This is a genomic window from Acidimangrovimonas sediminis (assembly GCF_002871005.1).
Lineage (GTDB): Bacteria > Pseudomonadota > Alphaproteobacteria > Rhodobacterales > Rhodobacteraceae > Acidimangrovimonas > Acidimangrovimonas sediminis.
Window position 1 is genome coordinate 22,634 of sequence record NZ_PHSN01000002.1, and the last position, 14,794, is coordinate 37,427.

14 protein-coding genes are annotated in these 14,794 nt (G+C 66.1%); 12 read left to right on the forward strand and 2 right to left on the reverse strand.

The genetic code is table 11. The features are described 5' to 3' along the window. Positions 1 to 104 precede the first annotated feature (104 nt). Genes CVV76_RS02010 through CVV76_RS02020 form a run of 3 tightly spaced genes read left to right on the forward strand, consistent with a single transcriptional unit; the run spans position 105 to position 3,286 of the window. Complete coding sequence (locus tag CVV76_RS02010) at positions 105 to 596, forward strand: MarR family winged helix-turn-helix transcriptional regulator (protein WP_102222961.1); 492 nt, start codon at positions 105 to 107, stop codon at positions 594 to 596. Next, complete coding sequence (locus CVV76_RS02015; RefSeq protein ID WP_102222962.1) at positions 580 to 1,719, forward strand: HlyD family secretion protein; 1,140 nt, start codon at positions 580 to 582, stop codon at positions 1,717 to 1,719. Before CVV76_RS02010 ends, CVV76_RS02015 begins: the two co-directional genes overlap by 17 nt. 22 nt (positions 1,720 to 1,741) lie before the next feature. Then, positions 1,742 to 3,286: a DHA2 family efflux MFS transporter permease subunit gene (locus CVV76_RS02020; protein ID WP_102222963.1), complete on the forward strand. Its 1,545-nt coding sequence runs from the start codon at positions 1,742 to 1,744 to the stop codon at positions 3,284 to 3,286. A gap of 97 nt (positions 3,287 to 3,383) precedes the next feature. On the opposite strand, the gene CVV76_RS02025 is transcribed toward CVV76_RS02020, so the two are convergent. Both CVV76_RS02025 and CVV76_RS02030 read right to left on the reverse strand, forming a co-directional pair. Next, positions 3,384 to 3,677: an ArsR/SmtB family transcription factor gene (locus CVV76_RS02025; protein ID WP_102222999.1), complete on the reverse strand. Its 294-nt coding sequence runs from the start codon at positions 3,675 to 3,677 to the stop codon at positions 3,384 to 3,386. Positions 3,678 to 3,872: 195 nt separating this feature from the next. Further along, positions 3,873 to 4,310, reverse strand: a complete 438-nt coding sequence (locus CVV76_RS02030; protein WP_233192678.1) for a thioredoxin domain-containing protein — start codon at positions 4,308 to 4,310, stop codon at positions 3,873 to 3,875. 100 nt (positions 4,311 to 4,410) lie between these two features. On the opposite strand from CVV76_RS02030, the gene CVV76_RS02035 reads away from it, so the two are divergent. The 9 genes from CVV76_RS02035 to CVV76_RS02075 all read left to right on the forward strand — a co-directional run bounded on the left by CVV76_RS02035 (position 4,411) and on the right by CVV76_RS02075 (position 14,759). Further along, entirely contained in the window at positions 4,411 to 5,151 is a 741-nt protein-coding gene (locus CVV76_RS02035; protein ID WP_102222964.1) for a cytochrome c biogenesis CcdA family protein, read from the forward strand. Between the two features lie 85 nt (positions 5,152 to 5,236). Then, a complete protein-coding gene (locus CVV76_RS02040; protein WP_102222965.1) occupies positions 5,237 to 5,818 on the forward strand; it encodes a thioredoxin family protein in 582 nt (193 codons plus the stop codon). A 198-nt stretch (positions 5,819 to 6,016) separates the two neighbouring features. Beyond that, complete coding sequence (gene soxX / locus CVV76_RS02045; RefSeq protein ID WP_102222966.1) at positions 6,017 to 6,499, forward strand: sulfur oxidation c-type cytochrome SoxX; 483 nt, start codon at positions 6,017 to 6,019, stop codon at positions 6,497 to 6,499. Between the two features lie 61 nt (positions 6,500 to 6,560). Next, positions 6,561 to 6,980: a thiosulfate oxidation carrier protein SoxY gene (gene soxY / locus CVV76_RS02050; protein ID WP_102223001.1), complete on the forward strand. Its 420-nt coding sequence runs from the start codon at positions 6,561 to 6,563 to the stop codon at positions 6,978 to 6,980. Between the two features lie 17 nt (positions 6,981 to 6,997). Beyond that, on the forward strand, positions 6,998 to 7,324 hold the full coding sequence (gene soxZ, locus CVV76_RS02055) for a thiosulfate oxidation carrier complex protein SoxZ (protein WP_102222967.1): 327 nt from the start codon (positions 6,998 to 7,000) through the stop codon (positions 7,322 to 7,324). Positions 7,325 to 7,361: 37 nt separating this feature from the next. Beyond that, a complete protein-coding gene (gene soxA, locus CVV76_RS02060) occupies positions 7,362 to 8,234 on the forward strand; it encodes a sulfur oxidation c-type cytochrome SoxA (protein WP_233192679.1) in 873 nt (290 codons plus the stop codon). 170 nt (positions 8,235 to 8,404) lie between these two features. Then, the gene (gene soxB / locus CVV76_RS02065) at positions 8,405 to 10,096 is read left to right on the forward strand and encodes a thiosulfohydrolase SoxB (RefSeq protein ID WP_102222968.1); all 1,692 of its coding nucleotides are present in this window, start codon (positions 8,405 to 8,407) and stop codon (positions 10,094 to 10,096) included. Positions 10,097 to 10,329: 233 nt separating this feature from the next. Further along, entirely contained in the window at positions 10,330 to 13,791 is a 3,462-nt protein-coding gene (locus CVV76_RS02070) for a hybrid sensor histidine kinase/response regulator (protein ID WP_233192680.1), read from the forward strand. Next, the gene (locus CVV76_RS02075) at positions 13,788 to 14,759 is read left to right on the forward strand and encodes a response regulator transcription factor (RefSeq protein WP_102222969.1); all 972 of its coding nucleotides are present in this window, start codon (positions 13,788 to 13,790) and stop codon (positions 14,757 to 14,759) included. Before CVV76_RS02070 ends, CVV76_RS02075 begins: the two co-directional genes overlap by 4 nt. Positions 14,760 to 14,794: the final 35 nt, after the last annotated feature.

Sequence of the window (14,794 nt, forward strand, 5' to 3'; positions counted from 1 at the left end):
GGCTGAGGGGCATCACTCACTCGATTTTATTGTAAGGCTCATTATAAGCGTGCTTAGGACTTGCTTTGTAAGCGCGCTTATATTATCTGCTGCACATGAATCAGATGAAGCCGACCAATACTCTGGGATTCCTGCTGCATGACGCGTCGCGCCTGTTGCGCCGGCGTTTTCAGCAGCGGGGCGAGGCGCACGGGCTGTCGTCGTCGCAATGGCGACTTCTGGCCAATGTCGTGCGCGACGGAGGGGGCTCCGCCCAGGCGCGGCTCGCCGAGGTCCTCGAGGTGGAGCCGATCAGCGTCTCGCGCCTTGTCGATCGCATGGAGCAGGCGGGCTGGGTCCGCCGTTCGCCCGACCCGCAGGACCGCCGCGTGCGGCTGGTCCACCCGACCGAGAAGGCCTTGTCGGCCTACGCCGAGGTGAAGGCGATGGCCGGTGGCGTGTTCGAGGAGGCGATGGCCGGGATGGACGCCGAGGAACGGCGCATGCTGATCGAGGGGCTCAGCCGCGTGGTGGCGAACCTGTCGGAATTGGACGGCGAGGGCGGCTATGGCCGCCGCGCCCAGGTGAAAGACCAGAACGATGAACGCGAAGAGTGACGTCAAGATGAAGGATGCGGCGAAGATCGAGGCCGCCCAGCCGCAGGTCAAGGCGCCCGAGCCGACCCCGCCCGCGCCCAGGAAGAAGGGCCGTCGGCGGGCGCTGATGCTGTCGGTGCCGGTGGTTCTGGTGCTGGCCGGGGGCTATGTCTGGCTGACCGGCGGCCAGTACGAGGGCACGGACAACGCCAACCTCGAGCAGGCGCGCTTTGCCGTCGCCGCGACGGAATCGGGCCGTGTCGTCAAGGTCGGCATCGCAGAGAACGAGCACGTCAAGAAGGGCGAGCTGCTGTTCCAGATCGACCCGCAGCCCTACCGGATCGCGGTGGAGCAGGCCAAGGCCGCACTCGCCGGGGCGAAGCTGCAGGTCGAGATGCAGCGCGCCGGGCTGGCGCAAGCGCGCGCGCAGCTCAAGAACGCGACCGACAGCGTGACCTACTACCAGACCGAATACGACCGGCAGAAGGCGCTTGCCGCCAAGGGCGTCGCCGCGACCTCGTCGCTCGACAGCGCGGTGCACAACCTGCATTCGGCGCAGCAGACCCAGGCCGCGGCGCAGCAGGGCGTGAACCAGGCGCTGGCGCAGCTGGGCGGCAATGCCGACATCAAGACCGTGGATCATCCCGCGGTGATGCAGGCGCAGGCCGCCCTCGACAAGGCGCAGTACGACCTGGCGCAGACCTCGGTCTACGCCCCCGCCGACGGGGTGATCTACAAGGCCTCGTCGTTCAAGCCGGGCGCCTATGTCTCGGCCGGGACCTCGCTGTTCAGTCTGGTCGAGACCGGGGACACCTGGGTCGAGGCGAACTTCAAGGAAACCCAGCTGACATATCTCAAGAAGGGTCAGAAAGCCGATGTAAGCTTTGACGCCTTCCCGGGCCGGACATTCAAGGCGACGGTCACCGCCGTCGGCGCGGGGACGGGGGCGGAATTTTCGTTGCTGCCGGCCCAGAACGCGACCGGCAACTGGGTCAAGGTCACGCAACGGGTGCCGGTCTACCTGCATCTCGACGATCCCGATCCGAACATCGGGCTGCGCATGGGCATGAGCGCCTATGCCTCGGTCGATACCGAACATCACCGCTCGCTCGCCTCCATCGGGCGGATGATCGGTCTGAACTGACGCGCGAGGCGGGGCGACAGCCATGGCATCCGAGACTTTCGAGGAGGTCCCGCACCGGGGCCTGATCACGGTATCCATCATGCTGGGCACCATCATGCAGGTGCTCGACACGACGATTGCCAACGTCGCGCTGCCCTCCATGATGGGCGACCTCGGCGCGTCGCAGGATACGATCAACTGGGTGCTGACCTCGTATATCGTGGCCGCGGCGATCATGACGCCGGTGACCGGCTGGCTGGCCGACCGGTTCGGCCGGCGCGAGCTGTTCCTCTATTCCATCGTGGGCTTCGTCATCTTCTCGATGGCTTGCGGCCTTGCCTGGAATATCGAGGTGATGGTGCTGTTCCGCCTGCTTCAGGGCGTGTTCGGTGCCGCCATCGTGCCGTTGTCGCAGACCTTCCTTTTGGACATCAACCCGCGCGAGCGTCACGGCCAGGCCATGGCGATCTGGGGCGCGGGGATCATGGTCGGGCCGATCATCGGGCCGACCCTGGGCGGCTACCTGACCGAGACGTTCAACTGGCGCTACGTCTTCTTCGTCAACCTGCCGGTGGGGATCCTCGCCTTCCTCGGGTCAGCGGCCTACCTGCCGAGGATCGCGACCAGGTTGCGCAGCTTCGACTTCTTCGGCTTCGCGATGCTGTCGCTGGGGGTGGGGGCGCTTCAGCTTCTCCTCGACCGGGGCGGCGAGGTCGACTGGTTCAACTCGGTCGAGATCTGGATCGAGCTGGGGCTGTCCGTCACAGGTTTCTGGGTCTTCATGGTGCATATCATGACCGGCGAGGACACGTTCATCGACCCGGGCATCTTCCGTGACCGGAACTTCGTCACCGGGCTGATCTTCATCTTCGTGATCGGGGTGATCCTGCTGGCGTCGCTGGCGCTGCTGCCTCCGATGCTGTCGAACATCTTCGGCTACCCGACGATCACGACGGGGGTGGTGATGGCGCCGCGCGGGGTGGGGACGATGATCTCGATGCTGCTGGTCGGGCGGCTGGTAAAGTTCATCGACGCCCGGATCCTCGTGGTGGCGGGGCTTCTGCTGGCGGCTTGGTCACTGTGGATCATGGCCGGATTCTCGCCCCAGATGGACGATTTCGACATCATCGTCTCCGGCGTGATCCAGGGGCTGGGGCTGGGGCTGGTATTCGTGCCGCTGTCCACCGTGGCCTTCGCGACGCTCGACTCGCGTTACCGGACCGATGGCACGGCGCTCTTTTCGCTGACGCGCAACATCGGGTCGTCGATCGGCATCTCGGCGGTGTCGGCGATCCTGACGCGAAACATCCAGGTGAACCATACCGAGCTGGTGGGCAGCATCACGCCCTATTCGCAGAACCTGCAGGCGCAATTGCCGACGGCGGCGAAGGGGGATCCAACGATGCTGGGCGTCGTCGACAACCTGGTGAACCAGCAGGCGGCGATGATTTCCTATGTCGACGACTTCAAGCTGATGATGTTCGTCTGTCTTGCCGCGATCCTGCTGGCGTTCTTCATGCGTAGCCCGAAGGCGAAGACGGCAAGCAAGGACATCCCGGATGAGGAAATCAGCGCGGTGATGGAGTAGGCGCACCCCGCGTCGCTACGCTCCGGGCGGCTGGGCCCCCGTGGCCGAGAATGCGGCCCCCGGCTCCAAGGGCGTCAGTCACGGCCGCGGGGCGGTGTCAGGCCGTCCCCGGCTTCTTGCAGAACATGTCGTAGACGAGGCCGATCGCGCGCACCACCTTGGGGTCGCTCAGCGAATAGTAGATCGCCTTGCCGTCGCGCCGCGAGCTGACCAGCCCCTCGAGGCGCAGGCGCGCCAGCTGCTGGCTGACCGCGGCCTGACGCGAGTCGAGGAGATTCTCCAGCTCGGTCACCGACTTCTCGCCCGCGGACAGATGGCACAGGATCATCAGCCGCCCCTCGTGCGCCAGCGCCTTGAGGAAGTTCGACGCGGCCTGCGCCTGCACCGTCATCTCGTCGACCGAAAGCTCGCCGCAATGGTTTGCGGCGGCATCGTCGTTCTCAAGTTCGTCCTGTCTCACGCTGTCCAAAGATCCATACTCCCGGCGTCTTTCTCGGAGATCCCGAGTGGGCACGTCGCGCCCCCGCGGGAGTATCTAGCACGCTGCGCCTGCGAAATCGAGAGCAGGACGCATCCGGCGGCGTCATCAGGTCTTGGGCGCGGCATTCGGATCGACCCCGGCCCCGGTCAGCAACTTGTCGAGCATCGCCCAGAAGAAATCCGCGCCCGGATAGCCCTGTATGCGCCCAAGCTCCTTGCCGTCGCGCATCAGCACGAAGGTCGGCGTGAATTGCGGCGGCGCGGTCAGGGCCATGCCGGCCGGCACCTCGGCGTGAATGTCGCGCCGGACCAGCGGGGCAAGCTGGCCCTCGGTCGACTTGGGATAGCCAGGCGCCACCTCGTCGTTCCAGCGCGCGCACCAGGGGCAGCCGGCCTGCTGGAACATCACCAGCGCAAGACCCTGGGGCACGTCATCGCCGGTTGCCGCGGCGTGGGCCGCGCGCAACGTCCCCGCCACTGGCAGGGCCGAGAGGGTGACTGTACCGAGGACACGTGCAAGAAAGGCCCGACGAGCGAGAAGCATGATTGACGCTCCGTCAAATAGATTGAAAGATCGTAATGTGTTTCGACGCGATCATCAAGCCTGCGACGGGGAGGGTCCGGCCTGATGAGAGAGGTATTCGATGGGGTTCGACATCAGCTACGGCGGGGCTGCGCTGGCGGGGGTCCTGTCCTTCCTGTCGCCCTGCATCCTTCCGATGGTGCCGTTCTATATGTGCTACATGGCGGGCCTGTCGATGCAGGAGCTGCGCGCCGACGGCGGCATCGCGCCCGGCGCACAGCGGCGGCTGGTGGTCTCTGCCGTGGCCTTCGCGCTGGGGGTGACGACGATCTTCGTGCTGCTCGGCCTTGGCGCCACGGCGGTGGGGCAGGCCTTTGCCCAGTGGAAGGGCTGGCTTTCGTGGATCGCGGCGGCGGTGCTGTTCGTCTTCGGTCTGCATTTCCTGGGCATCCTGAGGATCGGCCTGCTGTACCGCGAAGCGCGGATCGAGGCCAGCACCGAACCGACGACGATGCTGGGGGCCTATGTCATGGGGCTGGCCTTCGGGTTCGGCTGGACGCCCTGCGTGGGCCCCGCGCTGGCGGCGATCCTGGCGATCGCGGCGGGGTCGGGGGATCTGTGGCACGGCGGCACGCTCCTGCTGGTCTATGGTCTTGCCATGACATTGCCCTTCGTCATCGCCGCGCTCTTCGCGCAGCCGTTTCTGCGCTGGGTGGGGCGACATCGCCGCGCGCTGTCCTATGTCGAAAAAGCAATGGGGGCGATGCTGATCCTGTTCGCGGTGCTGATCGCCACCAATTCCGTCAACCTGATCTCGGAATTCCTGGAGAACAATTTCGACTGGGGCGCGACGCTGAAATGAGCGCGCCGCCCGGTGCGGGAGCAAGGCCTGAGTCTTCCCGAGGTCATGCTTTCCGGAAGTCGGGCTTTCCTGAAGGAGGAACATCATGCGACGCCTTGCACTGATCCTGAGCGCGGCCCTGCTGACCGGCACCGCCGCCCTTGCCGACGCGGGCGGGGTCCCAAGATTGGGTGATGACGGTCTCTATCACCCGGCGTGGGAGCAGGAGACCTTCAAGAACCTTCCCGACGATCTTGCCGAGGCGAAGGCGTCGGGCAAGCGCCTGCTGATCATCGTCGAGCAGCGCGGCTGCATCTATTGCAAGAAGATGGAGACCGAGGTCTTTCCCGATCCCGCGATCGACAGGATGCTGACCGACGATTACTTCGCCCTCAAGATCAACATGTGGGGCGACACCGAGGTCACGGATTTTGACGGAAAGGTGCTGTCCGAGAAGGAGGCGGTGCGCCGCTGGGGGATCAACTTCACCCCGACGATGATCTTCGTCCCTGAGACGGTGCCGGAGGGCAAGACGGCCGCCCAGGCCGCCGTCATCATGATGCCCGGTGCCTTCGGAAAGGGCACCACGAGGGCGCTGCTCACCTATGTCAAGACAGATGCCTACAAGGACGGCCAAGGGTTTCAGGCCTACCTGCAGTCGCAGGCGAAGGCGGAAAAATCCGACTGACAAATGAATTTGGATTCAGATATTTGCATGGAAATAGGTGTGACTTCCTGACGCAGATTCCAGGAAGTTATCCCATGAAAACATAGCGATAGTAGAATTAGTTATTGCCCTTTGCATCACGTTTCCGCTACGCTAGGACTCGGAGGCAGCCCGGGAGGAGACGGCAGCCTCCCACCCAAATGAACAGGGAGGATCCCAATGAAGCGCCAGATCGCGCTGGGCGCCGTGGCGTCCGTCGCTGCGTCCGTCTTCGTCGCCGGCCTCGCCCAAGCAGTCACCGCGCCCGGCGACGTCGCCTTCAAGGATGGCGCCGTGGCCATGTCGCTGACCGGCCAGCCCGGTAGCGCGGACGCGGGCAAGAAGGTCTTCACCACGCGATCCGAGGGCAATTGCATTGCCTGCCACAAGGTCTCGGCGCTCAAGGACGTGCAGTTCCCCGGCAACATCGGCCCGGTGCTCGACGGCGTCGGCAGCGCCTATTCCGAGGCGCAGCTGCGCGGCATCGTGGTGAATGCCAAGCACATGTTCGACGGTACGATGATGCCCTCCTTCTACAAGGTGTCGGGCTTCATCCGTCCGGGTGACGATTACACCGGCAAGCCCGCCAAGGAGATCAAGCCGATCCTCTCGGCGCAGCAGGTGGAGGACGTGGTCGCGTTCCTCCAGACGCTCAAGAACTGACGCTGCCGGACGCAGGAGATCGCCGGGGATCCGTGCCCCGCGCAACGACATGGAGAACATGATGACATTGACCAGACGTGAGGCGCTGATCCTGGGTGCCGCCGGGTCCGCCGCCCTGATGTTGCCGCTGCCGGCCAGCGCCGCGGCCTTTGACGACGCGGTGAAGGCCTTCACCGGCGGGGCCACGCCCAAGGAGGGCGGGGTGACCCTGAACGCCCCCGAGATCGCCGAGAACGGCAACACCGTCCCGGTCTCGGTCGAGGCAAAGGGCGCCTCGGAGATCCTGATCCTCGCGCCCGAAAACCCGACGCCGAAGGTCGCGACCTTCAGCTTCGGGCCGCTGTCGGGGGGCGCCAGCGCCTCGACCCGGATGCGCCTGGCCAAGACCCAGGACGTCACCGCGATCGCCAAGATGGCCGACGGCAGCTTTGCCATGGCGAAGACGACCGTGAAAGTCACCATCGGCGGCTGCGGCGGCTGAGCTCGGGAGATTACCAGATGAAAGACGTCAAACCCCGTGTGAAGGTGCCGTCCGAGGCCAAGGCCGGCGAAGTCTTCACCATCAAGACGCTGATCAGCCACCCGATGATCTCGGGGCAGGGCAAGGACAAGGACGGCAAGCCGATCCCGCGTGACATCATCAATCACTTCTCATGCGATTTCGAGGGGCAGAACGTGATCGCGATCGAGCTTGATCCCGCGATCTCGGCCAACCCCTACATCGAGTTCACGGCCAAGGTCGACAAGAGCGGCACCTTCAAGTTCACCTGGAAGGACGACGACGGGTCGACCTACACCGATGAAAAGTCGATCAAGGTCGGCTGATCGTGGTGTACTCGGAACTCGACAGGGAGGGAGAGAGATGATGAAGCGGACCCGGATCGGCGGCATTGCGGCGGCTGCCGCGATCGCGGCGCTGACGGCGGCCGGCGCGGTCAGCGCCGACGATGCCAAGGCCCCCGACACCTCGAAGACGCTGGAGATAGACGGCACCAGCATTGTCACCCATGCCGATGCGCCGAAGAACATCCCCGGGCTGACGAAGATCTACTCCGGCTGGCTGTTTCGCGATGCAAGCACCCAGGACATGGAGCGGGACGATTTCGACAACCCGGGTATGAACTTCGCCCAGAACGGTATCGACGACTGGTCCAAGGTCGATGGCACCGCGGGCAAGTCCTGCGCGTCGTGCCACAACGGCATCTCGTCGATGAAGGGCGTGCGCACGCACATGCCCCAGATCAACAAGGCCGGTCAGCTTTGGTCGATGGAGGATTACATCAACAACTGCCGCACCAAGCGGATGGGCGCGAAGGCCTGGGGATGGAACAGCGCGTCGATGCAGGACATGGTCGCGGCTATTTCGGTGCAGTCGCGCGGCATGCCGATGGACGTCAAGACCACCGGCGACTATGCGAAATACTGGAAAGAGGGTGAGAAGATGTACTACACCCGCTACGGCCAGTTGCAGCTTGCCTGCGCCAATTGCCACGAGGATCACTACGGCGACAACATCCGCGCCGATCACCTCAGCCAGGGTCAGATCAACGCCTTCCCGACCTACCGCCTGAAGCAGGGCAAGCTGATCTCGATCCAGAACCGCTTCAAGGGCTGCATCCGCGACACTCGGGCAGCCACGTACAAGGAGGGCTCGCCCGAATTCCACGCGTTGGAGCTTTACGTCGCCTCGCGCGGCAACGGCCTGAGCGTCGAGGGGGTGGGCGTGCGTCCCTGAATTGGCGGGCGCGGTTTCCGGGCCTGACGCTTCCGGGGCAGGTCCTGCGGTCCGCCCCGTTCATCTGAAGGCTTCAACGATATGCGGAACGCAGCGCGCAGGACGGCCCCTGCGCGCCGTCCTGTCCGCATGGACCGGCGGGGCGTCCGTCGATGGGATAGGAGACGGGCATGATCTCGCGGCGTGATTTCCTGCAGGCGACGGTGGCGGCCTCTGCGCTCTGGGGCGCGTCGGGCGTGGGCAACTGGGCAAGACTGGCGGCGCAGCAAGCGCTGACGCAGGACAAGCTGCTGGCGTTCAAGCCCACCGGCAACGTGACCCTGATCCATATCACCGACATCCACGGCCAGATGAAGCCGATCTACTTCCGCGAGCCGGATACCAACATCGGCGTCGGCGCCGCCCACGGCCTTCCGCCGCATGTCACGGGGGCGGATTTCCTCAAGCTGTTCAACATCGAGTCCGGCACGCCCGAGGCCTATGCCCTGACCTATCCCGACTTTGCCGCGCTGGCCAAGAGCTACGGCAGGATGGGCGGCCTCGACCGGATCGCGACAGTGGTGAACGCGATCCGGGCGGAGCGGCCGCAGGCGCTGTTCCTCGACGGGGGCGATACCTGGCACGGCTCCTACACGGTGCTGAAGACCAAGGGCCAGGACATGGTCAACGTCATGAACGCGCTGAAGCCCGACGCGATGACCTCGCACTGGGAATTCACCCTGGGCCTCGACCGCGTGAAGGAGATCGTGAAGGGCCTGCCGTTCCCGTTTCTCGGCGCCAACATCTTCGACGCCGAATGGGAGGAACCCGCCTATCCGCCCTACAAGATGTTCGAACAGAACGGGGTGAACATCGCGGTCATCGGCCAGGCCTTTCCCTACCTGCCGGTGGCCAACCCGAAGTGGATGTTCCCGGGCCTCAGCTTCGGTATCCGGCAGGATCGGATGGCGCAGGTGGTCGAGGAGGTGAAGACGAAGGGCGCGGATCTCGTCGTCCTGCTCTCGCACAACGGTTTCGACGTCGACCGCAAGCTGGCGGGGGAGGTCAAGGGCATCGACGTGATCCTGACCGGCCACACCCACGATGCGCTGCCCGAGCCGGTCCGCGTGGGCAAGACCATGCTGATCGCCTCGGGCTCGAACGGCAAGTTCATCTCGCGCCTCGATCTCGACGTGAAGGACAAGGAGATCAAGGGCTTCAGCTACAAGCTTATCCCGATCTTCTCGGACGTGATCGCGCCGGACAAGGAGATCGCCGCGCTGATCGACAAACAGCGCGCACCCTATGAGAAGGACCTGTCAGAGGTCCTCGCACATACCGATGCCGTGCTCTATCGGCGCGGCAATTTCAACGGCACCTGGGATGACCTGATCTGCAACGCCCTGATCGAGGGGCGCGAGGCGGATATCGCCATGTCGCCGGGCTTTCGCTGGGGGCCGAGCCTGGTGCCGGGCGATGCGATCACCCGCGAGGATCTGTTCAACAACACCGCGATGACCTACCCGCAGGCCTACCGCTCGGAAATGACCGGCGCCCAGATCAAGGCGATCATGGAGGACGTGGCCGACAACCTGTTCAACCCCGATCCCTACTACCAGCAGGGCGGCGACATGGTGCGGATGGGCGGCATGGGCTACGCCATCGACGTGACCCAGCCGCAGGGCAAGCGGATCTCGAAGATGACGCTGCTCAGGAACGGGTCGGCGATGGAGGCGGACAAGACCTATACCGTCGCGGGCTGGGCCAGCGTGAACGAGGGCACCGAGGGGCCGGCGATCTGGGACGTGGTCGAGGGCTGGCTCAAGGCGAAGAAGACCGTCGACCTTGCCCCCAACACATCCGTTCAGGTCACCGGGGCCTGAACGGGCGGTTGAGCGGGGGCGGGCTAGGGCAGGGCCGCCACATCAGTCCTTTCCGGGTCGCCAGCTGCCCGGTTTGCGGGCATGCTGCTGCAAAAGCAATCTTCCGCGCGCGCGACCAAGGGGCGTGCGGCCGCCCCGGCCGGGCCGAGAGGGCCCCGTCTTGCGGTGCGGCGGGGCTTGTTCACAAGGTTGCGTGAAAGCCTTCCCGTCGCCGCACGGGACAGGAAAGCGACTTGGGCGGGAAGATGGGTCAGCCGCAACGCATCGCCTTGGAACGGCGCGCCTACAACCAGTGGGTTGCCGACCAGACGCTCGAGGATTTCGCGCTGCGCTTCACCGCGACCAGCGCGCGCAAGGGTGCCTTCCGCATCGGCAATACCGCGCTCGGCGCGATCTCGTTCCTTGCCTGCGAGGCGATCGGCGGCTCGCTCACGCTGGCCTACGGCACGCCCAACGTGGTGGTCGGCGTGCTGGCGATGGCGGTGGTCAGCTTCCTGATCGGGCTGCCGATCATCGTGCATGCCGCGCGGGCGGGCGTCGATGTCGACCTGCTGACCCGGGGGGCGGGCTTCGGCTACCTCGGATCGACGATCACCTCGCTGATCTATGCCTCCTTCACCTTCGTCCTGTTCTCGATCGAGGCGAGCATCCTGTCGGTCGCGCTGGAGATGGTGTTCGGCATTCCCCTTTGGTTCGCCCATATCCTCAGCGCGCTGGTGGTGATCCCGATCGCGGCCTACGGGATCAGGGTGATCAGCAAGGTGCAGATGCTGACCCAGCCGATCTGGCTGATCCTTCAGGTCGCGCCACTGGCGGTGATCGCATTCTCGGGCCGGGCGGAATTGTCGAGCTGGGCGCAATTCCCGGGGCTTGCCGGGGCCGGTGGCGCCGCCGCGGGCGGGTCGCTCAGCCTGCTGCTGGTCGGCTCGGTCCTGTCGATCCTGCTGTCGCTTCTGCCGCAGATCGGCGAGCAGGTGGATTACCTGCGCTTCCTGCCCGCCCGGACCCGGGCGAATGCGCGGACATGGTGGGCGGCGCTGCTGATCTCGGGGCCGGGCTGGGTGGTGCCGGGGGCGTTCAAGCTGATCCTCGGGTCGTTCCTGTGCTACCTTGCGCTCAGCTACGGCATCGCGCCGGACCATGCCGCCCAGCCGGCCGAGATCTTCAACCTCGCCTTCTCGATTCTGATCCCGTCCCCGGCGGTGGCGCTCGTTCTCACGGGGATCTTCGTCGCGGTCTGCCAGATCAAGATCAACGTCACCAACGCCTATGCCGGCTCCATCGCCTGGTCGAACTTCTTTTCGCGGCTGACGCACAGCCACCCGGGCCGTGTGGTCTGGCTGGTGTTCAACGTGATGCTCGCGCTCCTTCTGATGGAAATCGGGTTCTTCCGCGTGATCGAGAGCGTGCTGGGCCTTTACGCCAACTTCGCGGTCGGCTGGATGGGCGCGCTGGTGGCTGACCTCGTGATCAACAAGCCGCTGGGCCTGTCGCCGCGTCACATCGAGTTCAAGCGCGCACATCTTTACGACATCAACCCGGTCGGCACCGGGGCGATGGCGCTGTCGGTGCTGATCTCGACGCTGGCCTTTCTCGACGTCTTCGGCCCGGTGGCGCAGGCACTCTGCGCGCTGATCGGGCTGGTCATCGCCTTCGTCACCGCGCCGCTGATCGCCTGGGCGACGGGCGGGCGCTACTACCTTGCCCGGCAGTCCGAGGTGACGCCGGGGGCCGACGGACGGGTGCGCTGCGCGGTCTGCGAGAACGCGTTCGAACCTGCGGACATGGCGCATTGCACGGCCTATGCCGCGCCGATCTGTTCGTTGTGCTGCACGCTCGAGGCGCGGTGCCACGACCTGTGCAAGCGGCCCGATCCGGCCCTGCCACCCCCGGGCAAGAGCTGGCACATGGGCGCGCGGCGGCTCGTGGCCACGCGGCTGGGGCGGTTTGCGGGGGTTTTCGCCTGTTTCGTCGCCGTGATCGCGGCCATGCTTGGCCTGGTCCACAGCCAATATGCCGCGAAGTTGCCGACAGGGCAGCAGGGCGCGGTCGACGCGACACTGTGGATCGTCTTCTTCATCCTGGTGATCCTCTCGGGCATCAGCGCCTGGCTCATGGTGCTGAGCCAGGAAAGCCGGCGCGTGGCGGAGAACGAATTCGCTCGCCAGGCTGTCACCCTGATGCAGGAGATCGAGGCCCACGAACGCACCGACGCGGCGCTGCAGCGGGCCAAGGAAGCCGCCGAATCCGCGAATTATGCCAAGAGCCGCTACATCGTCGGGCTGAGCCACGAGATCCGTTCTCCGCTGAACTCGATCTTCGGTTATGCGCAGCTCCTGGAGAACGACGCCGAAGAGGCCGCCCGGGTCTCCGGCGGGGCGCCGCCCGCCACGTCCGTCCCGGCGACTGCCGCCGCCCTCTCGCAGGGGCCGCTGGAGCCGGTGCGGGTGATCCGCCGCTCGGCGCAGCACCTGTCTGACCTGGTCGACGGCCTGCTCGACATCTCGCGGATCGAAAGCGGGACGCTGGTGCTTGACCGCGACCGGGTGAATTTGCACGAGCTTCTCGACCAGATGGCGGGGATGTTCGCGTTGCAGGCGCGCGACAAGGGCATCGCCTTTCGCTACAGCCGCGGCGACAGCGTGCCCGCCCATGTCCATGCCGATGAAAAGCGGCTGCGCCAGATCCTCATCAACCTGCTGTCGAACGCGGTGAAGTTCACCGCTGAGGGCGAGGTGGCGCTGACCGTGCGCTGGCGCAACTCGATGTGCAGCTTCGAGATTTCGGATACCGGGATGGGCGTGGCCCCGGCCGATCATGCACGCATCTTCCAGCCGTTCGAACGTGGCTCCGACCCGCCCGCGCGGGCGATCCCGGGCACCGGGCTGGGTCTGACGATCACCAAGCTGCTGGTCGAGATCATGGGCGGCACGCTGGAGTTCGACAGCCAGCCGGGGGAGGGCAGCCGGGTTGTGGTGCGGCTCCTGCTGTTCGGCGCGGGGCCCGCGCCCGAACCGGCCCGGGCCGAACGGCGCATCCGGGGCTATGCCGGGCCGCGGCGGCGGGTGCTGACCGTGGATGACGCGCCCGAGCACCTGGAACTGATGCGCCGCATCCTCGTGCCGCTGGGCTTCGATGTGCTGGCCGCGCAGAACGGTGAGGAGGCGCTGCGCCTGTCGGCCGCCGCCGCCCCGGACCTGGCCCTGCTCGATGTCTCGATGCCAGGGATGAGCGGCTGGGATCTGGCGGCGCGCCTGCGCGAGGGCGTGCCGGGGATGCGCATCATCATGGTGTCGGCCAATGCCCACGACCGCCCGGCGCGGACCGGAAGTGCCGCGCATGACGCTTTCCTCGCGAAGCCCTTCGAACGCGAGCGGCTGTTGGCGCTGATCGCCACGCTGCTTGGCCTCGCCTGGGTCCACGAGGGTACGGCCGAGGCGTCCGGGGCGGACCTCGACAATCCGAAAGCGGGGGGAACCACGCTGCCCGCGCCGCTCCCCGACGGGTCCGAGCATCACCTTGCAGAGCTGCTGAACATGGGCGAGATCGGCTATGTCCACGGCATCCGCGCCAAGCTGGCCGAGCTGGAGGCGGCCGACGCGCGCTATCAGCCGCTGGTCGAGGATCTGCGCGGCTGGCTTGCCCGGTTTGACTTCGACGGCTATCTCGGCAGTCTGAGGAAGCACCTGGAATGAACGCGCCGCAGACAGATCCCCATGCCTCCCCGGCCGCGCAGCGCCGCGACCGGGTGCTGATCGTCGACGATTCCCCCGACGCGCTGGGGATGCTGACCGAGGCGTTGGAACGCGGCGGCATGACCGCGCTGGTGGCGACCGGCGGCGATGCCGCGCTGGCGCTTCTCGACCGGATCACGCCGGATCTCGTGCTGATGGACGCGGTCATGCCCGGCATGGACGGGTTCGAGACGACGCGCCGGATCAAGGCGCGGGTGGGGGCCGAGCATCTGCCGGTAATCTTCATGACGGGGCTGTCCGAGACCGAGCACGTGGTCGCCGGGCTGGCCGCAGGGGGCGTCGATTACGTGACCAAGCCGATCGTCATCGCCGAGCTTCTGGCACGGATCCGCGTGCACCTCGACAACGGCCGCCGGGCGCTGGGAACGCGCAATGCGCTGGACGCGGCAGGGCGCAACCTGATGTCGCTGGATGCGGGCGGCCGGATCCTGTGGTCGACCCCACGGACGGGCGCGCTTCTGGCCGAGGTACTGGGGCCCGGCGCGGGGCGCGACGGTTTCGGCACGCAGCAGGACCTTGCCGGAAAGCTTGCCGGGCTGCGCGAGGGCGGGGCACGGCGCGAGGATCCCTCGCTCACGCTGGAGATCGCCACGGCGGAGGGTTTGAGGCGCCTCGGCTTTACCTACCTCAGCCCGATCGGCCCGGGCGAATACCTGTACCGGGTCAGCGAGGACATCCCCGGCGCGCGCGAGGCGCTTCTGCGCGACACCTTCGCGCTGACCGAACGCGAGGCCGAGGTGCTGTTGTGGCTGGCAGCCGGCAAGACCAACCGCGATATCTCGGACATCCTGGGCATCAGCCCGCAGACGGTGAAGAAGCACCTCGAGCAGGTGTTTTCCAAGCTTGGCGCGGAGAACCGCGCGACGGCCACGGCCATGGCCGTCAGGGCGCTGGTCGAGGGTGCCTGACGCCCTCTTCCCACCCCGACGGCCACGCCCCGACC

Bases quoted from the DNA above. Each gene is read 5' to 3' on its own strand.
- soxY (WP_102223001.1), top strand. From the start codon at position 6,561: ATGACATTGACCAGACGTGAGGCGCTGATCCTGGGTGCCGCCGGGTCC.
- soxX (WP_102222966.1), top strand. From the start codon at position 6,017: ATGAAGCGCCAGATCGCGCTGGGCGCCGTGGCGTCCGTCGCTGCGTCC.
- soxB (WP_102222968.1), top strand. From the start codon at position 8,405: ATGATCTCGCGGCGTGATTTCCTGCAGGCGACGGTGGCGGCCTCTGCG.
- CVV76_RS02030 (WP_233192678.1), bottom strand. From the start codon at position 4,310: ATGCTTCTCGCTCGTCGGGCCTTTCTTGCACGTGTCCTCGGTACAGTC.
- CVV76_RS02010 (WP_102222961.1), top strand. From the start codon at position 105: ATGAAGCCGACCAATACTCTGGGATTCCTGCTGCATGACGCGTCGCGC.
- CVV76_RS02020 (WP_102222963.1), top strand. From the start codon at position 1,742: ATGGCATCCGAGACTTTCGAGGAGGTCCCGCACCGGGGCCTGATCACG.
- CVV76_RS02075 (WP_102222969.1), top strand. From the start codon at position 13,788: ATGAACGCGCCGCAGACAGATCCCCATGCCTCCCCGGCCGCGCAGCGC.
- soxZ (WP_102222967.1), top strand. From the start codon at position 6,998: ATGAAAGACGTCAAACCCCGTGTGAAGGTGCCGTCCGAGGCCAAGGCC.
- CVV76_RS02015 (WP_102222962.1), top strand. From the start codon at position 580: ATGAACGCGAAGAGTGACGTCAAGATGAAGGATGCGGCGAAGATCGAG.
- CVV76_RS02035 (WP_102222964.1), top strand. From the start codon at position 4,411: ATGGGGTTCGACATCAGCTACGGCGGGGCTGCGCTGGCGGGGGTCCTG.
- soxA (WP_233192679.1), top strand. From the start codon at position 7,362: ATGATGAAGCGGACCCGGATCGGCGGCATTGCGGCGGCTGCCGCGATC.
- CVV76_RS02040 (WP_102222965.1), top strand. From the start codon at position 5,237: ATGCGACGCCTTGCACTGATCCTGAGCGCGGCCCTGCTGACCGGCACC.
- CVV76_RS02025 (WP_102222999.1), bottom strand. From the start codon at position 3,677: ATGACGGTGCAGGCGCAGGCCGCGTCGAACTTCCTCAAGGCGCTGGCG.